We start from the raw sequence: 17,959 nt of genomic DNA, 5'->3' as shown, positions 1-17,959 counted from the left end.
ACATGGTCGCAACCCCCGCCGACATGCTAGCTTTGCCGTAACAAACACCGGTCGGCGATGCCTCTCGAACAGCCAGAAGAAACCCGCGTCCAGTACGTCATGCGCCGTGTCGCCGAACACATCGGACACGAAGGCCTGCGCGTGGGCGACGAGTTGCCCGGCGAGACCAGCTTCTGCGAACGGCTCGGCGTCAGCCGCCCCGTGGTGCGCGAGGCGTTCGGCGCCCTGTCGGCCCTGAACATCATAGACATCTGCAACGGCCGTCGTCCGCGCGTCAGCGCCCTGAGCAGCCGGACGCTGTCGATCCCGCTCGATCACGCGGTCCGCACCGAACAGATCAGCCTGTCCCAGGTGTGGGAGACGCGCCGCTGTCTCGAGACGCAGATCATCGTTCTGGCCGCCGAACGCCGGACCGACAGCGAGGCCGCACGCATCCAGGATCTCGCCGAGGCGATGGCGGCGGCGGATCGGGGATCGCTCGAATTGATCCGTCTGGACATCGCCCTGCACACAGCGATCGCCATCGCGGGCCGCAACGCCCTGATGGCCAATCTCCTGGCCTCGCTGGAGCCCCTGCTGGACGCCGCCGTCCCCGCCGCCTGGCTTACCCGCCGCACGGATGAGGAACACGCCGTGGTCATCGCCCGCCACCGCGATCTGGCCGATTGCATCCGGCGCCGCGATCCCGAGGCGTCGCGCCGGGCGATGGAGGCCCATTTCGATCGCGCGATCGACGCCCTGCTGGCCGCCGACTAGCGGGCGGTCCCCGCCACGCATTGCCGCAGATAACTGTCGTGGGACGGAAGGCTATCCACCCGCGCCCTGATGGCCGCGCGGATTTGCGACAGTCTCAGCCGCAGGTCATCGTCAGACAGGACATCGGCCAAGGGGTGATACCCCTCCGGCGTCAGGCCCTGCCCGTACAGGACGGGAAACCAGTTGGTCTCGCGGAACAGTTCGTAGTTCTCGACCATGACCTCGCCCCGCGCCCGGAACAGCTCCAGCTTCGCGGCCAGCGAGTCCGGCACGGCCATGTCACGGCAATGCCGCCAGAACGACGTGTCGTCGCGGGTGGTGACCTTGTAGTGGGCGATGATGAAGTCGCGGACGCCCTCGTACTGCTGATCCATTTCCCGATTGAACTGATCGGCCATGGCGTCGTCCCGTCGCGCGCGCGGGAACAGGGCCAGCAGCTTGGAGATCGCGGTCTGGATCAGGTGGATGCTGGTCGACTCCAGCGGCTCGAGGAAGCCGCTCGACAGGCCGATGGCGACCACATTGCCGATCCAGCCCTTGCGCCGCCGTCCGGTGACGAAGCGCAGGACACGGGGCTCGGCCTGCGGTGCGCCGTCCAGCCGGCTCATCAGGTCGGCAGTGGCCTGATCCTCGCTGATGAAGGCGTCGCTGAAGACATAGCCGTTGCCGGTCCGATGCTGCAGCGGGATGCGCCATTGCCAGCCGCTCTCGCGCGCGGTCGAGCGGGTGTAGGGGACAGGGTCCTCGACCCGGTCACAGGGCACGGCCACCGCGCGGTTGGCGGGCAGCCACTGCGTCCAGTCCTCGTACCCGGCCTGCATCTCCTGCTCGATCAGCAGGCCGCGGAAGCCGGAGCAGTCGATGAACAGATCGCCCTTCACCTCGCGCCCGTCCGCCAGCGTCACCGAACGGATCGTGCCGCTCTCGCCGTCACGCGCGGCGCCGACGATCTTGCCCTCGCGCCGCACCACGCCCCGCTTCTCCGCGTACTTGCGCAGCCAGGCGGCATAGAGGCCGGCGTCAAACTGGAAGGCGTAGTTCACGCGCGGCATCTCGCCCGATCCGCCCGCCGGCGTGCGCGCGAAGCGGTTCAGGCGCATGGCCTCGGCCTCGGCCACGAACCGGTGGTTATCCGCGTCTGCGCCCGCCTGCACGGCGCGCAGCCAGTAGTGGCTGAAGTTGATGCCGTTCATGTCGGCGCCGAACAGGCCGAAGGGGTGGGCATAGGTGTGGCCCAGCTTTCCCCAGTCGACGAACTGGATGCCCAGCTTGAACGTCGCCTGGGTCTCGCGGATGAATTCGTTCTCGTCGATGCCCAGCAATTTGTTGAACAGCAGGATCGGCGGGATGGTCGCCTCCCCCACCCCCACGATGCCGATCTCGTCGGACTCGATCAGGGTGATCGACAGGCTCTGCGTCCCGGCCACCTTGGCCAGGGCTGACGCGGTCATCCAGCCGGCGGTCCCGCCGCCGACGATGACGATGTCGCGGATACGTTCAGGCCGATCCATCAGGCGGTTCCGAACTCGGCGTCCAGCGACGGCATCTGCGCCACCTCCTCGGCGATCTTGCCCAGAAGCCCGCGCACCTTGCCCATCTGCTCCTCCACGGGAACGCCATCGACCATGGGGTCGTAGCTGGCCGGGATCAGGCCGTGGCCGATCAGGATCTGGACCCAGTTCTGCTGCTGGAAGGATTCGTCGTCGTACAACGGCACGCGGCCCCGCGCGGCGAACACCCGCAGCCGGGTCTTCAGCCGCTCAGGCAGGTTCGCCCCCCGGGGCCGATCCCAGACCGGCTCGTCGAACCGCTGGTTCAGGGCGTAGTGGGTCAGCATGAAATCTCGGATATTGCCCACATGCGAGGTCAGGGCGCGGTTGTAGGCCTCGGCCTCCGGCATGGCCGCCGCCTCGGTCGGGAACAGGCCGATCAGGTTCGACAGGCCGGTGTGGATCAGGTGCAGTTGCACCGCGTCCAGCGGCTCCAGCGAGACCGCGGCGGAACCGATGGCCACGCAGTTGCCGGTCCAGGCGGGGCGGACTCCCGCATGGAAATCCTCCACCGCCGCGTCGCCGCTGACGGGCAGGCCGGTCAACACCGGCAGGGCGTCCAGCACCGCCTGATCGCCCATCACCTTCGAATCATAGGCGGCGACGATGGCGGTGCGGTCCTTTAGCGGATGAAGTCCGATCCAGCCCGCCGGGAAGGCGGCGATCTGGGCGAAGGCCGGCAGCGGTTTCAGGCGCGGCGCGGACGCCACCAGAAGGCGGTCGGCGCCGAACCAGTGACGCCAGCTCTCGAACGCCGCGTCCGGCGCGCTCGAGGCCAGCACGGCGGCGGGACCGGAGGCATCGATGAACAGGTCGGCCTGCACCGTCAGACCGTCGGCCAGCGTCACCGAGGCGATGCGGGCGCCGTCTCGCTGGACCGAGCGCACGTCCGCGCCCCGTCCCTCGATTCCCGCCTGAAGCGCTGTGCGCCGCAGCAGATCGACATAGGCGCGGGCGTCCAGATGATAGCCCGGCGACACCGGCAGCTCGGGTCGGTCGCCGTCGCGCGAGACCGGCGAACGGCCCTGTTTGGCGGCGGCGACGGCCAGCGAGAAATCGTCCAGATCAACACCCATCCCCTCGCCCCGGGCCTTCACCCAGAACTGCAGGAAGTCGATGTCGTTGAGGGCGACCCGATGGGTGTCATAGCCGTGGGTGAAGGGCGCCTTGGCCCGGGACCAGTTGGCGAAGCGCTGCCCCAGCACCGGCAGGCCGCGCGTGGCCTCCAGCACGGTCGCCTCTTCGAGACCCAACAGGCTGTGCAGGGCGCCGAGCGAGGGCACGGCGGTATAGGCGTCGGCGGGCGTCAGCAGCGAGGGCATCTCCACCACCCGCACCTTCACCCCGGTCCGTCCCAGCGCCCGGTTCAGCGCCAACGCGGACAGCCAGACCGCGGCGTCGCGCCCGACGACCAGAACCTGTTCGACGCGCCGGCTCATGCCATGCCCCCGGCCTTGAGCGGCGCCGCGCCCGCGCAATAGTCGCGCACGAACTCCGCATGGCCCGGCATCGCATCGACGCGATCGGAGATGCGGCGCCGGATCGCCTCCATCTCTTCCAGTGCGGTCGCCAGCGGCAGGGTGTCGGCCATGGGATGATAACCGGTCGGGACCACGCCCTGTCCCACGAAGACGCTGAGCCAGCTGGGCGGCGAGAACAGACCGTCCTTGTACTGGGCGATGTGCCCACGATGACCGAACAGGGCCATCTTCTCCCTCAGGGTGTCGGGGATCTCCATCTCGCGACAGTGCCGCCACAGCTCGGAATCCGTCCGCGTATTGGCGTGGTAGTGCAGGATCAGGAAGTCGCGGACGCGGTCATATTCGTTGTCCACCACCCGATTGAATTCCTCGGCCAGGACCGGGTCGATCGGACCGCGCGGCAGCAGGTCGAGCAGGGTCAGCACCGCCACCTGCGTCAGGTAGATGGACGTCGACTCTAGCGGCTCCAGGAAGCCGGACGCCAGCCCGACCGCGATGCAGTTCTTCGTCCACGAGGCGGTCCGGCGGCCCGACCGGAAACGGATCGGCTTGGGATCGGCCAAGGGCTTGCCGTCCAGATTGCCCAGCAGCCGCGTCGCGGCCTCGTCATCGCTGATAAAGCTGCTGGAATAGACGTAGCCGTTGCCGGTCCGGTGCTGCAGCGGGATCCGCCACTGCCAGCCGGCCTCCAGCGCGGTGGAGCGGGTATAGGGGGTGAAGTCTTCCGACCGCTCGGTCGGCACGGCCAGCGCGCGGTCGCAGGGCAACCAGCGGGTCCAGTCCTCGAACGGCCCGTTCAGCGCGCCGCCGATGATCAGCCCCCGGAAGCCGGAGCAGTCGATGAACAGATCGCCGGTGATCGCCTCGCCCGATTCCAGCACGATGGCCGCCACATCGCCCGAGTGGGGGTTGAGCCGGACCTCCTTCACCTTGCCCTCGGTGCGCGTCAGCCCTCGGGCCTCGCACCAGTCCCGCAGGTAGCGGGCATAGAGGCCGGCGTCGAAATGATAGGCGTAATCATAGGTCGAGTTGACCGCCGACTTGTCCGCGGCGGGGAAGTCGAAGCGGTTCCGGCGGCTGGCGACGATGGCGTAGGAATAGTCGCCGATGTCATGCGCCTCACCCGCCAGCCGCGCCCGGGTCCACTGGTGATGGAAGCCGACGCCGCCCATCGGATGGCCGTGGGCCCCGAACGGGTGAACGTAGCTGGAGCCTCTGAAGCCCCAGTCCCTGAACTCGATGCCCAGTTTGAAGGTGGCGTTCGTCTTGCGCATCATCTCGGACTCGACGATGCCGATGCGGTCGTTGAACTCGCGCATCTGCGGCAGGGTCGCCTCACCGACGCCGACCGTGCCGATGTCGTCGGACTCCACCAGCCGCACCCTGACCTGATCCGGCTTCAGCACGCCGACCAGTCCGGCCGCGCTCATCCAGCCGGCCGTCCCGCCGCCGACGATGACGACCTCAAGCGGTTTGTTCACGCGCGGCCTTCCCTATGCAGAAACGCGAAACGCGCCGCCCCGTGAGGGACGACGCGCTTCTTGTATCGTCGTTTCGATCAGAACCGGTAGCGCAGGCCGACCACAACGCGACGGTCGGATTTGAGCCAGGCGTTCGGGGTCAGGGTCCCGCCCGCCGTCGAGTCGTTGATCTGCTGGTACAGCTTCGTCTCGGTCGACAGCAGGTTGCTGCCCTGCAGGCTGAGCTCGAGGTTGTCGGTCACGGCGTAGCGCACCGAACCGTCCAGGAAGCCGGCGGCGTCCTGCCAGATCGGCAGGTAGACGCAGCAGTCCACGGCCGTCACGAGATATTCCGACCGCCAGTTGTAGGCCAGACGCGCCGCCCAGGGACCGCGCTCGTACATGCCCACGAGGTTGTACTGATGGTCCGACAGCCCTTCCAGACGATCAACCTGCAGGACGGTGCCGGCGCTGCCCGGCTGGGCCGTCTCGCCGCTGGCGCCGCCCGAAGCGACCTTCAGGTTGGTGTTCGTGACACCCTGGTTGTCGATGTAGGTGTAGTTGGCCTGGATGCCGAACCCGGCCCACGGTCCCGGCAGGAAGTCGAAGAACTGCTGGTAGGCGACTTCCAGACCGCGAACCTTGGCGCCGTCGCCGTTCATCGGGCCGCGCACCTGAACGGTCCGCGTCACGCCGTTGTTCGTCACATCCAGATTGTACGAGCCGTACTGAATGTAGTTGTCGAACGTCTTGTAGAAGGCGGTGACGGTGAACGAACCGGCGTTGGCGAAGTAGTGCTCGATCGCCAGGTCGAACTGATCGGCGGTGACCGGCTCGAGGTAGGGGTTGTAGGCGTTGGCCGTGTAGGTCGGGTTCACGCCGCTGATGGCGCCGCCCGTCGACACGTAGCGAGGATCGGTCGGGTCAGTGCCCGGCAGGCTGGCCGAAACCTCGATGTAGTTCTTCAGCAGGCCGATGTCGGGACGCGACATGGCGCGCGACGCCGCGAAACGCATCACCCAGTCTTCGCGGATGTCGAACTTGATGTTGAAGCTCGGCAGCCAGTGGCTGCTGGACGATTCCGCCGTGCTGATCGTGCCGCCGCCCGAGTTGAAGGCGATTTCATCAGGCGACAGATAGCAGCCGATGGTTTTCGGCACGCTCGGGATGCCCGGCACCGCGACAACGTCGTCACAATCCAGCGTCGATGGGGAGAAGGCGACCGGGTTGGACAGCGAACCGGTGCTGGTCACGTTGGTCTCGACGTAACGCAGGCCGATGTTGCCCGAGAACGGCGTGCCGCCGATGGTCGAGTCGCCGCCGCCGAAGCGCAGCATCGCATAGGCCGCGACGGTCTCTTCCTGGACGTCGTTCAGTTCGTTGGCGCGATAGCAGCCCTCGATTTCACCCGCCCGCTCGCAGATCGGACGCCACTGGTCCTGGCCGGCGCCGATGCGATCGTAGCTCAGCAGGTCCGCGTCGTGATCCGCCAGGCGGTCCATGTTGAAGAACACGTATTCGCCGCTGTTGCCGAAGAAGTCGCTGCCGAAGTTGCGCGTCTCATACAGGCCGGTCGGATAGCCGTTGAACGACCCGTTCGGCGTGGTCCGGTCGATGTTCCAGAACGCGGCCTGCCCGCCACCGAGGTTCCAGTTGTTGGCGACGTTGCCCCAGTTGTAGCCACTGTAGCGGACGTGCTGGTTCCGGTCGGCATAACGGACGCCGACCTTCAGCGAGTCCATCCAGCCCGCGTCGATGTCGTATTCGACGTCCGCGCGCAGGGCCAGTTCGTCACCCTCGCTGTCCTCGCGGTGGTCCATCAGGTGGTTGTAGCGGTAGTTGTTGGCGTTGGTCAGACCACCAGCGGACTGGTTGATATTGGTCGGCGCGCCGAAGCTCATGACCGGGCGGTCACCGGTGTAGTCGAGCGTCAGGTTGGCGAACGTGTACTGACCCACTTCGATGTCATAGTTGCTGACTTCGGAGTTGATGTACTGGACGTCGAAATTGGCGCGCAGACGGTCGCTGATCTCCCATTTCAGGTTGATCGCCGCGTCCTCGGTCAGGTTCGAGGTCTCATTGTAGCGGGTCAGGGCGTTCAGGTCGCCGCCGCGCACCGGGTTGGCGCAGGTCGGCTGCCAGGCGTAGCAGGGCTGCAGCATGTTCTGGCCCTGGTCGTTGACCGCGATGCCCGCCGCGTCAGCGTCGCTGGCGCCCCACCAGAAGGTGTCGGTCTGCTGGATCAGCAGGGTGCCGCTGCGGAAATTGCCCTCGGAGTCGAACACATAGGGCGTTCCGCCGACGCCCGGCGAGGGGTTCCATTGCGAGCGGTTGCCCGGCGTGTAGACGAAGTCTACCGGCAGGGAGAACATGTCGGCGTTGTAGCTGACGATCGCGCGCTCACGCCATTCGTTGGTGAAGTCCGAGCGGTTGTACTGACCGGTGACCGTCAGGTTCCGGTCCGGGCTGCGCCATTGGCCGGCCAGGGCGATCCCGTTCCGGGTCCGCTCGTAGTCGGTCTGACGATTGCCGACGCTGGACGGGATGTAAACGTCGCCAGGCCCGTATTCGGGGACGTCGCGGAACACGCCCATGCGGCCATACTGGATGGTTTCCGACTGGGTGTTGACGTCCGAGTAGGCGATGTTGGCCAGGAAACCGAACTCGCCGATCTCGGTGTCCCAGCGGTTGCTGTAAATGACCGAGGCTTCAGGCGTGTAGTTTTTCGACAGGTCGCCGTAGTTGACGGTGGCAGACGCCTGGATCAGCTCGCCCGGCGCGTCGAACGGCACGCGGGTGCGCAGGTTGATCGTGCCGGCGATGCCGCCCTCGATCATCTCGGCGGTCTGGTTCTTGTAGGTGTCGACGCCCTGCATCAGCTCGGGCGAGATGTCGCCCCAGCTGAGGCCGCGGCCGGAGTTGGCGCTGAAGGTGTCGCGGCCGTTGTACTCGGAACGGACCTGTTGCAGGCCGCGCACCAGGACGCCCGACGGCTCGGCGCCGAAGTGCGAGGTGTCATCGCTGGCGGCGAACCGGTTGACGGTCACGCCCGGAACGCGTTGCAGCGCTTCGGCGACCGACTTGTCCGGGAAAGCCCCGATGTCGGTGGCGGTGATCGAGTCGACGACGGTGTCGGCGTTGCGGCGGATCTGCTGCGACGTCTGGAGCGCGCGGCGCTGGCCGGTGACGATCACTTCGCCCAGTTGAGCCGCGTCCGGATCCTGTGCGGCGTCAGCCGCCGGAGCGTCTTGGGCCATGGCCATCGCCGGAACGACGGCAGCCACAAGGGCGCCGAGCACAAGAGCCGATGCGCCGGTCTTCAGAGCGCGCAGCCGCGCAGTGTTTGTGTTCTGATTCATTCCGTCGCCTCCCATGACGGTTCTCAGACGCGAAGCGCCTGATCGTGAAGTAGCCTCGCCCGCCAGGCCCAACCCCGGCGGAAAAGTTCCACGGATATTCCGTGATCGTATCGGGTTTCTCACACAGCAAAGCCGTGCGGACCGACTGGACCGAGTTGTCTGAATACTTGCGAAAACAGGAGCAATGCTGGCGCTATCTCACAACTTCAGTGTGACCCCGGACCCAACTCCGGATAGCGTCAAACACCACGGAAATCCGTGGCTCCGTTCTGGCCCACTGTCAGTGGACCGGTCCCTCCCCTACGTTCGCAGTTTCTCGAACTTGACCCTTTGTAGGGGGTTCGGACAAAAAAATTCCAATCGCTTTGTGTAACAGCCGAAAAACATTGATTATGCAAACCTTTTTTCGGCAGTAGCGGTTTGAAAGCCGGCACGTGCTAGTTTCGCCCGGTTGAATCGGCTCGAATATTGACGTTAGGGGACCCGGTGACTGACCAACTGCCGCAGACGTTGTCCAGAGTGGCCGAGCGCGTCGGACTGACCTCTGGACAATTCCATGAGCAGGTGCTGGCGGCGGGGCGTCCGGTCGTCTTGCGGGGCCTGGTGAAAAACTGGCCGGTCGTTCGGGCGGGCGCGAGCCCGGCGGCGCTGGCGGCCTATATCAAGCCGCTGGATCGCGGCCACCCGGTCGGGGCCCTGTTCGGCGGGCCGGGCATCGGCGGGCGGTTCCACTACAATGAGGATCTCAGCGGGTTCAACTACCGGCAGGGTCAGATCCAGCTATCCGCCGCCCTTGACCTGCTGGCCGACTATGCCCGGGAGGATCGACCGCCGTCGTTGGCCGTGCAATCGGTTCCGGTGCGTCAGGCCTTGGCCGGGTTCGAAGCCGAGAACCCGATGCCCCTGCTGGGCGATGCGGTTGAGCCGCGGGTCTGGATCGGCAATGCCGTGACCGTCGCCGCCCACCATGATCCGTCCGAGAACATCGCCTGTGTGGTCGCGGGCAAGCGCCGCTTCACCCTGTTCCCCCCGGAGCAGGTCGCCAATCTGTACATGGGGCCGCTGGAGCTGACGCCGGCGGGCGCGGCGATCAGCATGGTCGATTTCGACGCCCCGGACCTGGTGCGTTTCCCCCGCTTCGCCGAAGCGATGAAGCAGGCGCTGGTGGTCGATCTGGAGCCAGGCGACGCGCTCTACATCCCCTATCTGTGGTGGCACCATGTGCGCTCGACCGAGCGACTGAACATGCTGGTCAACTACTGGTGGACGCCGTCAGACCCGGCGCGGGGTCGGCCGATAGAGGCCATGATGCATGCGATGCTGGCCGTTCGCGACCTGCCGCCCGGCCATCGGGCGGCATGGAAGGTGATGTTCGACCATCATGTCTTCCACGCCGACGACGAGACCGCCGCCCACCTGCCGCCGCGCCAGCGAGGCATACTGGGCCGGATGGACGGGCCGATGATCCGGGCTATCCGGGCCGGGATCGCCCGGACGCTGGGCCGCGCATGAAAGTCGCGGGGACGCTGGCCCTCGGCTTGCTTGCCGCGGCCCCGACCGCCGCCCAGACGCCCCGCACGATGGCCGGACTTCCGCTGACCGCGGTCGAAGGCTACGGCGCGACCGTGCCCTTCACCGAGCATGAGGCCGAGGCCGCGACCTTCACCGGGCGCCTGATCGGCCCGGACCGGACCTTCGGCGCCCTGGCCGCCGAAGCGTCAGGACGCCGAGCCGTCCTGCTGGATGCGGCGGACCAGTCCGTGACCTTCGTTCTGGACGCCCCGGCTGACGCCATCACCGTCCGCTATGCCGTGCCGGACGCGATGAACTGCCGGGACGGCGACACACGGATTGGCGTCCATGCGGAGGGGGCGCGGATCGCCGACCTGCCGCTGACGCCCTGCTTCGGCTGGTACTACGGCCCCTATCCCTTCAGCCACGAAGGCGGTGAGGGCGGGCATCACGCCTATGACCACGTCCGCCTGCGGCTTGATCGGCGCCTGCCGGCGGGCGCGACGGTGAGCCTGCGCTTCGAGCGCGAGACCCGGGCGGACTGGGTGGTCATCGACCTGGCCGACTTCGAGACGGTCCCGCCGTCCCCGCCGCCGCCGGAGGAGGCCGTGTCCGTCCTGGATCTGGGCGCCGATCCGACGGGGATGCGGGATTCCCGACACGCCATCCAGGCCGCGCTCGATCAGGGCCGCCGGGAACAGCGCCCGGTCTGGCTGCCGGAAGGCATCTATCGCGTGGACGGCCATCTGACCGTGGATCGGATCCGGCTGATCGGCGCCGGACCCTGGCGGTCGGTGCTGACCGGCGCCGGGGTCGGCGTCTATGGCCACCCTGCGCCGGACGGCAGTTCGGAGGTCGTCCTGAAGGACTTCGCCATCATCGGGCAGGTCATGGACCGGGACGACCATGCCCAGCTCAATGGGGTCGGCGGCGCCCTGAACCGGTCGCGGATCGAGAACCTGTTCATCCAGCACACCAAGGCCGGCGTCTGGCTGGATGGACCGATGGCCGACGTCACGGTGCGGGGCCTGCGCATTCTCGATCAGGCCGCCGACGGGCTGAATTTTCACGGCGGCGCGACCCGGGTGGTGGTCGAGGACACTTTCGTGCGGAACACCGGAGACGACGGTCTGGCCGCCTGGTCGAATCCGACGCCCAACAGCGGGATCATCTTCCGCCGCAACACCGTCGTCGCCCCTGTGCTGGCCAACGGCATCGCCATCTATGGCGGGCGAGATATCGAGGTCGCGGGCAACCTCATCGCCGACACCCTGACGCGCGGCGGCGGACTGCATCTCGGGGCGCGCTTCGATGCGACCCCGGTGGAGGGTGCAGTGCGGTTTCACGGCAACCTGCTGGCCCGCACCGGGTCGCTGGATCCGGTCTGGGGCTTCGGGGTCGGGGCGATCTGGCTCTATGCATTGGATCGCCCGATCGACGCCGATATCCGGATCACCAACACCGTCGTCATGGACAGCACCGATGCGGCCCTGATGACCTTAGGCAAGGCCATTCGCGGCCTGAGTGTCGAGGACATAAGCGTCAGCGGGGGAACCGGCCTGCTGACCGTCCGCTCACCCGGGCAGGCCCGGATGAGCGGCGTCACGGCGGAGACGCCGGGGGTGGAGATCCACGACCCCGGCTTTGTGCTGGACCCTAGTCCAGCGCCTTGAAGCGGATCGCCTGACCACCGCCCGCACCCATCCGGAGCGTCAGGCTTTCGCCCGCCGTCACGACCTGTTTCGCGGTCTCGAAGGCGTACGGATCGGTCAGGTAGCTGGCGCCCGGGCCGTCGCGATAGATCTGCGCCTCATAGCGCTTGCCCGGCTCAAGGAAGTCCAGGCTGACGGTCACGTCGCGGGCCTGTTCGTCCGTCACGGCGCCCAGGAACCAGTCGACCCCGCCGCGCGGCTGACGCGCCACCACCGTGTAGTCGCCGATGACCGAGTTCAGGGTCCGCGACTGCTCCCAGTCGGTCGGAACATCGAGGATGAACTGGAAGGCGTCCGGGTGGCGGGCGTAGTTTTCCGGCAGGTCGGCGGCCATCTGCACCGGGCTGTAGAGAACGACATACAGGGCCAGCTGGGTCGCCAGCGTCGACTGCACCCGTTCGTTTACATCGGTCTTGCCGAAGGTCAGGTCGAAGATGCCCGGCGTATAGTCCATTGGCCCGGCCAGCATCCGCGTGAAGGGCAGGATGGTGACGTGCTCGGGCGGATTGGTCGGACGCCCCCAGGCGTTGAACTCCTGCCCGCGCGCGCCTTCCCGGCTGATCATGTTCGGATAGGTCCGGCGCAGGCCGGTGTCCTTCACCGGCTCGTGGGCGTTCAGCGCGATATCGTGCCCGGCGGCGGCGAGGGCGGCGCGGATTTCATGGTCCACGCGGTACTGGCCGGCGAACCACTCCAGCTGGGGCGTGCCGTCGGGATTGGTCCCGCGCACGATCGTCCCGCTGGGCTTCACATAGCCGGTCTTGATGACGTGGACGCCGACGCGCTGGTACTGCTCAAAGCCCGCCTCCATCTGCTGTTCATAGTTCTCGACCGCGCCGCCCGTCTCGTTGTGGCCGATGATGTTGGTCCCACGCGACTGGGCGTAGGCCGCCAGGGCGGGCAGGTCGAAGTCGGGATAGCTGTCGACGAAGTTGAACTTGTCGCCATTGGCGACCCAGTCCCCGTCCCAGCCCAGGTTCCAGCCCTCGACCAGCACCCCGTTGAAGTCGTTGGCGGCGGCGAAGTCGATATAGCGGCGGACATTGTCGTTGTTCGCGCCGTGGGTCGGGCCACTGCCCCAGGTCGATTTGTTCAGGTGCATTTCCCACCAGACGCCGACGTATTTGCCCGGCTCGAACCAGCTGACGTCGCCCAGCGTATTGGGCTCGTTGAGGTTCAGCTCGATGCGAGAGTCCGCCAGCTGCGCGGGGGTTTCCCCGACCAGAATCGTCCGCCAGGGCGTCGCGAACGGGCCGGTCCGGCGCACCAGAACCCCGTCGGACCACGGCATCAGATCGGCCTTGAAGGCGTTCTCGCCGGTCCGGCGCAGGTTCATGCTGGAATAGCCCGCCAGCGCCGCCTCGTGCATCGACAGCACCAGCCCGTCGCCTTCCAGCGTCAGCGGCGTCTCGGCGAGGGTCACCTCGTTCAGCGGAGCGCGGTGATACAGGTATTCGTCGCGCTCGACGCCCCGCGCCGGATACCACCAGGCGTCCCATCGGCCGGCGAAGTTGAACTGGGTCTTCTCGTCGGTGATCGCCACGGCCTCGTCGGCGCCAAGCCCCTTCACGTCGTAGCGGAAGCCGAAGCCGTCATCGAAGACGCGCACCACCAGATCATAGGGGACCGCATCGCCGTCGCCCGCCAGCGACAGGCGCATTTCATTGTGGTGGTCGCGGATCAGCCGCTGCTCGCCCCACGGCTGTTCCCAGGTGTCGTCGTGCGTCGCGCGCGCCACGGCGGCGATCCGCGACACCGGCGCCTCGGACTTGCCCTGCAGCACCAGACCCAGTTGGGACGCGGTGAGGATCGGACGCCCGCCGCGTGACACGTCATAGGTCGCGCCGGTCGCGCCGACATCGACGCAGAAGGTCAGTTGTTCGTTCGGAGACGACACGCACTCCCGGCTCTCCGCAAAGGCGGGCGCGGCGGCGCCCAGGACAGCGAGCATCGCCGTGGTGGTGAGCCAGTGCTTCATCTTGATTGTCTCCCGGTGAAGCGGTCTTGACCGGAAGCCGGCGCCGCTTTGTCGTCCCTATCCGACGGGATGGCCCCCGACTGTCAAGGCGGGAACCCGTCATCGTAACCGTTGGTGTTCAGCCTGCGCGGCGTGTCATGTTCCCTCGCGCCCGGTCCGCCCCTATCCCTGTCACAGGGAGGACACCATGATCCGCACGCTTCTGTCTTTCGCTTTCGCCGTCTCACTGGGCGGGGCGGCGCTCGCCGAAACCCCGGTCGAACGACATGGCCAGCTCAGGGTCGAGAACGGCCGGGTGGTCGATCAGCACGGTGAGCCGGTGACCCTGCGTGGGATGTCCCTGTTCTGGAGCCAGTGGAAGCCGCAGTTCTACAACGCCGACGCCATCCGCTGGCTGGCCGAGGACTGGCGGGTCACGGTCGTCCGTGCCGCCATCGCCGTGCCGGAGGGCGGATATCTGGAACATCCCGAGCGCGAAACGGCCAAGGCCGAGGCCGTGATCGAGGCGGCCATCGCCCAGGGCCTCTACGTCATCGTCGATTGGCACGCCCATGAGCCGGAGCCGGAGGCCGCGTCCCGCTTCTTCGCCCATATCGCGGCGAAATACGGCGACCATCCCAATGTGATCTATGAAACCTACAACGAGCCCCTGCCCCGGCACGACTGGGCAGGCGTCGTGAAGCCCTACCATCTCGCGGTCATCCCGAGCATTCGCGCGGTCGATCCGGACAACCTGATCGTCGCGGGCACACCGAGTTGGTCGCAGGACGTGGACGTCGCCGCCGCCGATCCCCTGCCCTTCACAAACGTCGCCTACACCCTGCATTTCTACGCGGGAACGCATCGGCAGGACCTGCGCGACAAGGCCTTGCTGGCGATGCAGCGGGGCGCGGCGCTGTTCGTCACGGAGTGGGGAACGACGGAGGCCAGCGGCGACGGGCCGGTCGATGAAGCGGAAACACGGCTCTGGTGGGACTTCATGGAGACGCACGGCATCAGCCACGCCAACTGGGCCCTGAACGACAAGAACGAGACCTCGGCGGCGCTCGCGGCGGGAGCCTCGGGCCGCGGCGGTTGGCGCGACAGCGAGCTGACGGCGTCCGGGCGGCTGGTCCGCGATCGTCTCAGGGAGATGAACGGCGCCCGGTAGACCGGGCGCCGTTCCTCTGGCCGCCTACTGAGCAGCGGGGCAGACCGTGTCGTTCTCGTTGGAGGCCAGACGGACCTCCGACACCGAGACCGTGAAGGCGCTGGACGTCCCCAGCTGGAAGGGCGTTTCGACGCCCGCCAGTTGCGCGCCCGCGTCGCGGAAGCAGGACAGGCGGATCTTCACCGACGTCCACTCGCCCAGCGGGGCGCTGTTGAAGAGCGAGGTCATGTCCACGGCCCCGCCCTGCAGCTTCAGCGACACCGGACCGGCCGGACGCGCATCGACGCGATAGCGGAAGCTGAGCGCGAGCTCGCCGTTGGCCTGACGCGTCAGATCCACGGCGCTGCCCCAGATCTGTGCGTCGCCATGGCCCGAACCATTGTAGCGGAACTGGCGGGCGCTTTCCTGGGCGCGGTCGTCGACCACGACAGCCTCGACGGCGCCACGCGGGCTGACGCCGCCCTGACCGAGGGTCGGCTTGGCCTGCCCCCCGGCGTCGTTCAGCAGCAGGGCCCACGGCGAAACGAATTTGCCGTCGACGAAGTAGCGATCCACCACCGAGGTCTCGCCCGTGACGCCGGACTCCTCCGACAGCATCGGCACCGAGGCGCCCCGGGCGTAGGTCAGGCCGTAGCCATAGGCGAACTGCGGGTCATAACCGGGCTGGCCGCGGTTCAGCGGCGCGCCGGCGGCGTCCTTGGGCCACGAGAACGACAGCGTGCCGCGGAAATCGTGACGGGCCTTGCCGTCGCGGTCGCCGATCAGGACGTCGGCGATCCCGGCGCCCTCGGTGCCCGGCAGCCAGGCGGCGACAAAGGCGTCGGACTGGTTCAGTTCGGGGTTCACCCACATCGGGCGACCGGACAGGAAGACCGACACGGTCGGAATGCCCGCGGCCTTCAGGCGGCGCAGGGTTTCCAGCGGCCCTTCCGGCATGAAGTCCAGCGTGTCCACATCGCCCTGGAACTCGGCATAGGGCGTCTCGCCGAAGACGACGATGGCCACGTCCGGCTTGGTCGTAAACGAGCCGTCGGCGCTCAGAACCGCCGTGCCGCCGCCTTCCGCGACCGCCTCGTTAATGCCGCTCCAGATCGACTGGCCGTTGGGGAAGTCGGCATTGGTGTTGCCCGTCCCCTGCCAGGTCAGCGTCCAGCCGCCAGCGGCCTGACCGATGTCATCGGCGGCGGCTCCGGCTACCAGCACGCGGGCGCCGGCCCGGATCGGCAGCACCGAGCCTTCGTTCTTCAGCAGCACCAGCGACTCGCGGACGGCCTCACGGGCCAGGGCGCGGTGAGCGGGCGAGCCCAGTTCATTGAATCGACCCTCGACCTCATAGATCGAGCCGAACAGACCGGCCTTCACCTTGGCGCGCAGGATGCGGGTCACGGCCTCGTCCAGACGGGCCATGCTGATCTCGCCCGAACGGACCTGGGCCAGGGTGTTGTCGTAGAGCGGCTTCCAGCTGTCCGGAGCCATGAACATGTCGATGCCGGCATTGAAGGCCGCGGCGCAGCTCTCGTTCGAACAGCCCGGCAGCTGGCCGTGGGCGTTCCAGTCGGAGACCACGAAGCCGTCAAAGCCCAGCGGACCGTGCAGCACATCGCGCAGGATGGTCGGGTTGCCGGAATGCTTGAACCCGTTCCAGCTCGAGAAGCTGGCCATCACCGACAGCACGCCCGCATCGATCGCCGCCGGATAGCCGCCGACGTGGATATCGACCAGTTCCTGCTCAGTGCCGATGAAGTCGCCCTGGTCCTTGCCGTCGTGGGTGCCGCCGTCGGCGAGGAAGTGTTTGGCCGAGCCGGCGATCCGGCCGGGCAGCAGCGGGTGATCCGGCGACAGCTCGCCTTGCAGACCCAGGGTCATCGGCCCGGCGTAGGAGCGCTGGACCTCGGGATCCTCGGCATAGCCTTCATAGGCGCGGCCCCAGCGGTCGTCGCGCGGCACGGCCAGCGTCGGGCCGAAGGTCCAGTCGGCGCCGGTGACGGCGACTTCCAGGGCTGTGGCTTCACCGATGCGCTGGATCAGGCCGGGATTGCGCGCCGCGCCCAGGCCGATGTTGTGCGGGAAGATGGTCGCGCCGACGACGTTGTTGTGACCGTGCACGGCGTCGATGCCGTAGATCAGAGGCACGCGTGCGCCCGGACGGGCGGCGGCGGCGGCGCGATAGGCGCGGGCCAGATCGACCCAGGCCTGCGGCGAGGCGCGTTCATCCCCGCCCGGCGAGGAGTTGCCGCCCGCCAGGATCGACCCCAGCGGATAGGTCGCCAGATCCTCGGGCTTCACCGAGGCGATGTCGCCCTGAATGGTCTGACCGACCTTCTCCTCAAGCGTCAGGCGGGACAGCAGGTCGGCGACGAAGGCCTCGGTGCGGGCATCGCTCATAGCGTCGGGCGACGAGGCGCGAGGCCAGAGCTCCGGATGGGCGCGCGCGGCCTCCGGCACGGGCGGCAGATTATCCTGCGCGAAGGCGGGCTGCGCGGCCATGGCGAGCGTCAGCGCGAGCAAGGAAACGGAAAGGCGCATTGTATCCCCCGGGAGTTTCTTTTCGACGCGCTCGCGACCGACCGCGCGGTCCGCGCCGGGATTCGGGCGGACGGTACCGCTATCTATCAGCGACAGCGCAAGCGCTTGGCAAATCACGCTGTCTTTCGAGGCTGCGACAGAATGGAGCTTGCGCGTTCCATCGTTACAGCATAGTGGAACGGCCCATGACGACCGCCAATGCCCGCAACGCGCTGCATGACGCCCTGTTGACGCTGAAAACGCGCGACGAGGTCGACGCCTTCCTGGCCGATTTGTGCACGCCCGCAGAGCTGCGCGCCTTCGCAGAGCGTTGGGAAGTCGCCCGCCTGCTGGACGCCGGCGGCAAGTCGTATCGCGAAATCGCCGCCGAGGCGCAGGCCAGCCCGACCACGGTCGTGCGGGTCGCCCGGTTCCTGAAAGAGATGCCGCATCAGGGCTACCGCCTGGTGCTGGACAGACTGAAAGCCTGAGTTGA

Annotated in this window: 11 protein-coding genes; 5 read left to right on the top strand and 6 right to left on the bottom strand. The window is 67.4% G+C overall.

All coding sequences use genetic code 11. The annotated features are described in order from the left end of the window. The first annotated feature begins 57 nt into the window (after positions 1-57). Positions 58-756, top strand: a complete 699-nt coding sequence (locus ACW174_RS10770; protein WP_492014432.1) for a FadR/GntR family transcriptional regulator — start codon at positions 58-60, stop codon at positions 754-756. Here ACW174_RS10770 and ACW174_RS10765 read toward each other — a convergent pair. The 4 genes from ACW174_RS10765 to ACW174_RS10750 form a co-directional block, all read right to left on the bottom strand. Beyond that, on the bottom strand, positions 753-2,267 hold the full coding sequence (locus ACW174_RS10765) for a tryptophan halogenase family protein (RefSeq protein ID WP_492014431.1): 1,515 nt from the start codon (positions 2,265-2,267) through the stop codon (positions 753-755). The two genes, ACW174_RS10770 and ACW174_RS10765, sit on opposite strands and share 4 nt — an antisense overlap. Further along, the gene (locus tag ACW174_RS10760; RefSeq protein WP_492014430.1) at positions 2,267-3,745 is read right to left on the bottom strand and encodes a tryptophan 7-halogenase; all 1,479 of its coding nucleotides are present in this window, start codon (positions 3,743-3,745) and stop codon (positions 2,267-2,269) included. The genes ACW174_RS10765 and ACW174_RS10760 overlap by 1 nt, the downstream gene beginning before the upstream one ends. After that, a complete protein-coding gene (locus ACW174_RS10755) occupies positions 3,742-5,268 on the bottom strand; it encodes a tryptophan halogenase family protein (protein ID WP_492014429.1) in 1,527 nt (508 codons plus the stop codon). Before ACW174_RS10755 ends, ACW174_RS10760 begins: the two co-directional genes overlap by 4 nt. A 77-nt stretch (positions 5,269-5,345) precedes the next feature. Then, positions 5,346-8,606 carry a TonB-dependent receptor gene (locus tag ACW174_RS10750; RefSeq protein WP_492014428.1) on the bottom strand — a complete coding sequence of 1,087 codons (3,261 nt, stop codon included), beginning with the start codon at positions 8,604-8,606 and terminating at the stop codon, positions 5,346-5,348. A 486-nt stretch (positions 8,607-9,092) separates the two neighbouring features. Between ACW174_RS10750 and ACW174_RS10745 the strand changes: the two genes are divergently transcribed. Together ACW174_RS10745 and ACW174_RS10740 are read left to right on the top strand one after the other, a co-directional pair. After that, positions 9,093-10,118, top strand: a complete 1,026-nt coding sequence (locus ACW174_RS10745) for a cupin-like domain-containing protein (RefSeq protein WP_492014427.1) — start codon at positions 9,093-9,095, stop codon at positions 10,116-10,118. Then, on the top strand, positions 10,115-11,791 hold the full coding sequence (locus tag ACW174_RS10740) for a glycosyl hydrolase family 28-related protein (protein WP_492014426.1): 1,677 nt from the start codon (positions 10,115-10,117) through the stop codon (positions 11,789-11,791). Before ACW174_RS10745 ends, ACW174_RS10740 begins: the two co-directional genes overlap by 4 nt. On the opposite strand, the gene ACW174_RS10735 is transcribed toward ACW174_RS10740, so the two are convergent. Continuing rightward, positions 11,775-13,808 carry a glycoside hydrolase family 97 protein gene (locus ACW174_RS10735; RefSeq protein ID WP_492014425.1) on the bottom strand — a complete coding sequence of 678 codons (2,034 nt, stop codon included), beginning with the start codon at positions 13,806-13,808 and terminating at the stop codon, positions 11,775-11,777. The two genes, ACW174_RS10740 and ACW174_RS10735, sit on opposite strands and share 17 nt — an antisense overlap. Before the next feature lie 187 nt (positions 13,809-13,995). Here ACW174_RS10735 and ACW174_RS10730 point away from each other — a divergent pair, with 187 nt between their 5' ends. Then, on the top strand, positions 13,996-14,958 hold the full coding sequence (locus ACW174_RS10730; RefSeq protein ID WP_492014424.1) for a glycoside hydrolase family 5 protein: 963 nt from the start codon (positions 13,996-13,998) through the stop codon (positions 14,956-14,958). Between the two features lie 24 nt (positions 14,959-14,982). Here ACW174_RS10730 and ACW174_RS10725 read toward each other — a convergent pair whose 3' ends face one another. After that, complete coding sequence (locus ACW174_RS10725; RefSeq protein ID WP_492014423.1) at positions 14,983-17,484, bottom strand: glycoside hydrolase family 3 protein; 2,502 nt, start codon at positions 17,482-17,484, stop codon at positions 14,983-14,985. A 185-nt stretch (positions 17,485-17,669) separates the two neighbouring features. Here ACW174_RS10725 and ACW174_RS10720 point away from each other — a divergent pair, with 185 nt between their 5' ends. Beyond that, entirely contained in the window at positions 17,670-17,954 is a 285-nt protein-coding gene (locus ACW174_RS10720; RefSeq protein ID WP_492014422.1) for a YerC/YecD family TrpR-related protein, read from the top strand. The last annotated feature ends 5 nt before the right edge of the window (positions 17,955-17,959 follow it).

This window comes from Brevundimonas sp. AVps31, assembly GCF_058681355.1.
The sequence above is the reverse complement of the archived record's forward strand: the minus strand, read 5'-3'. Positions and strand labels throughout refer to the sequence as shown.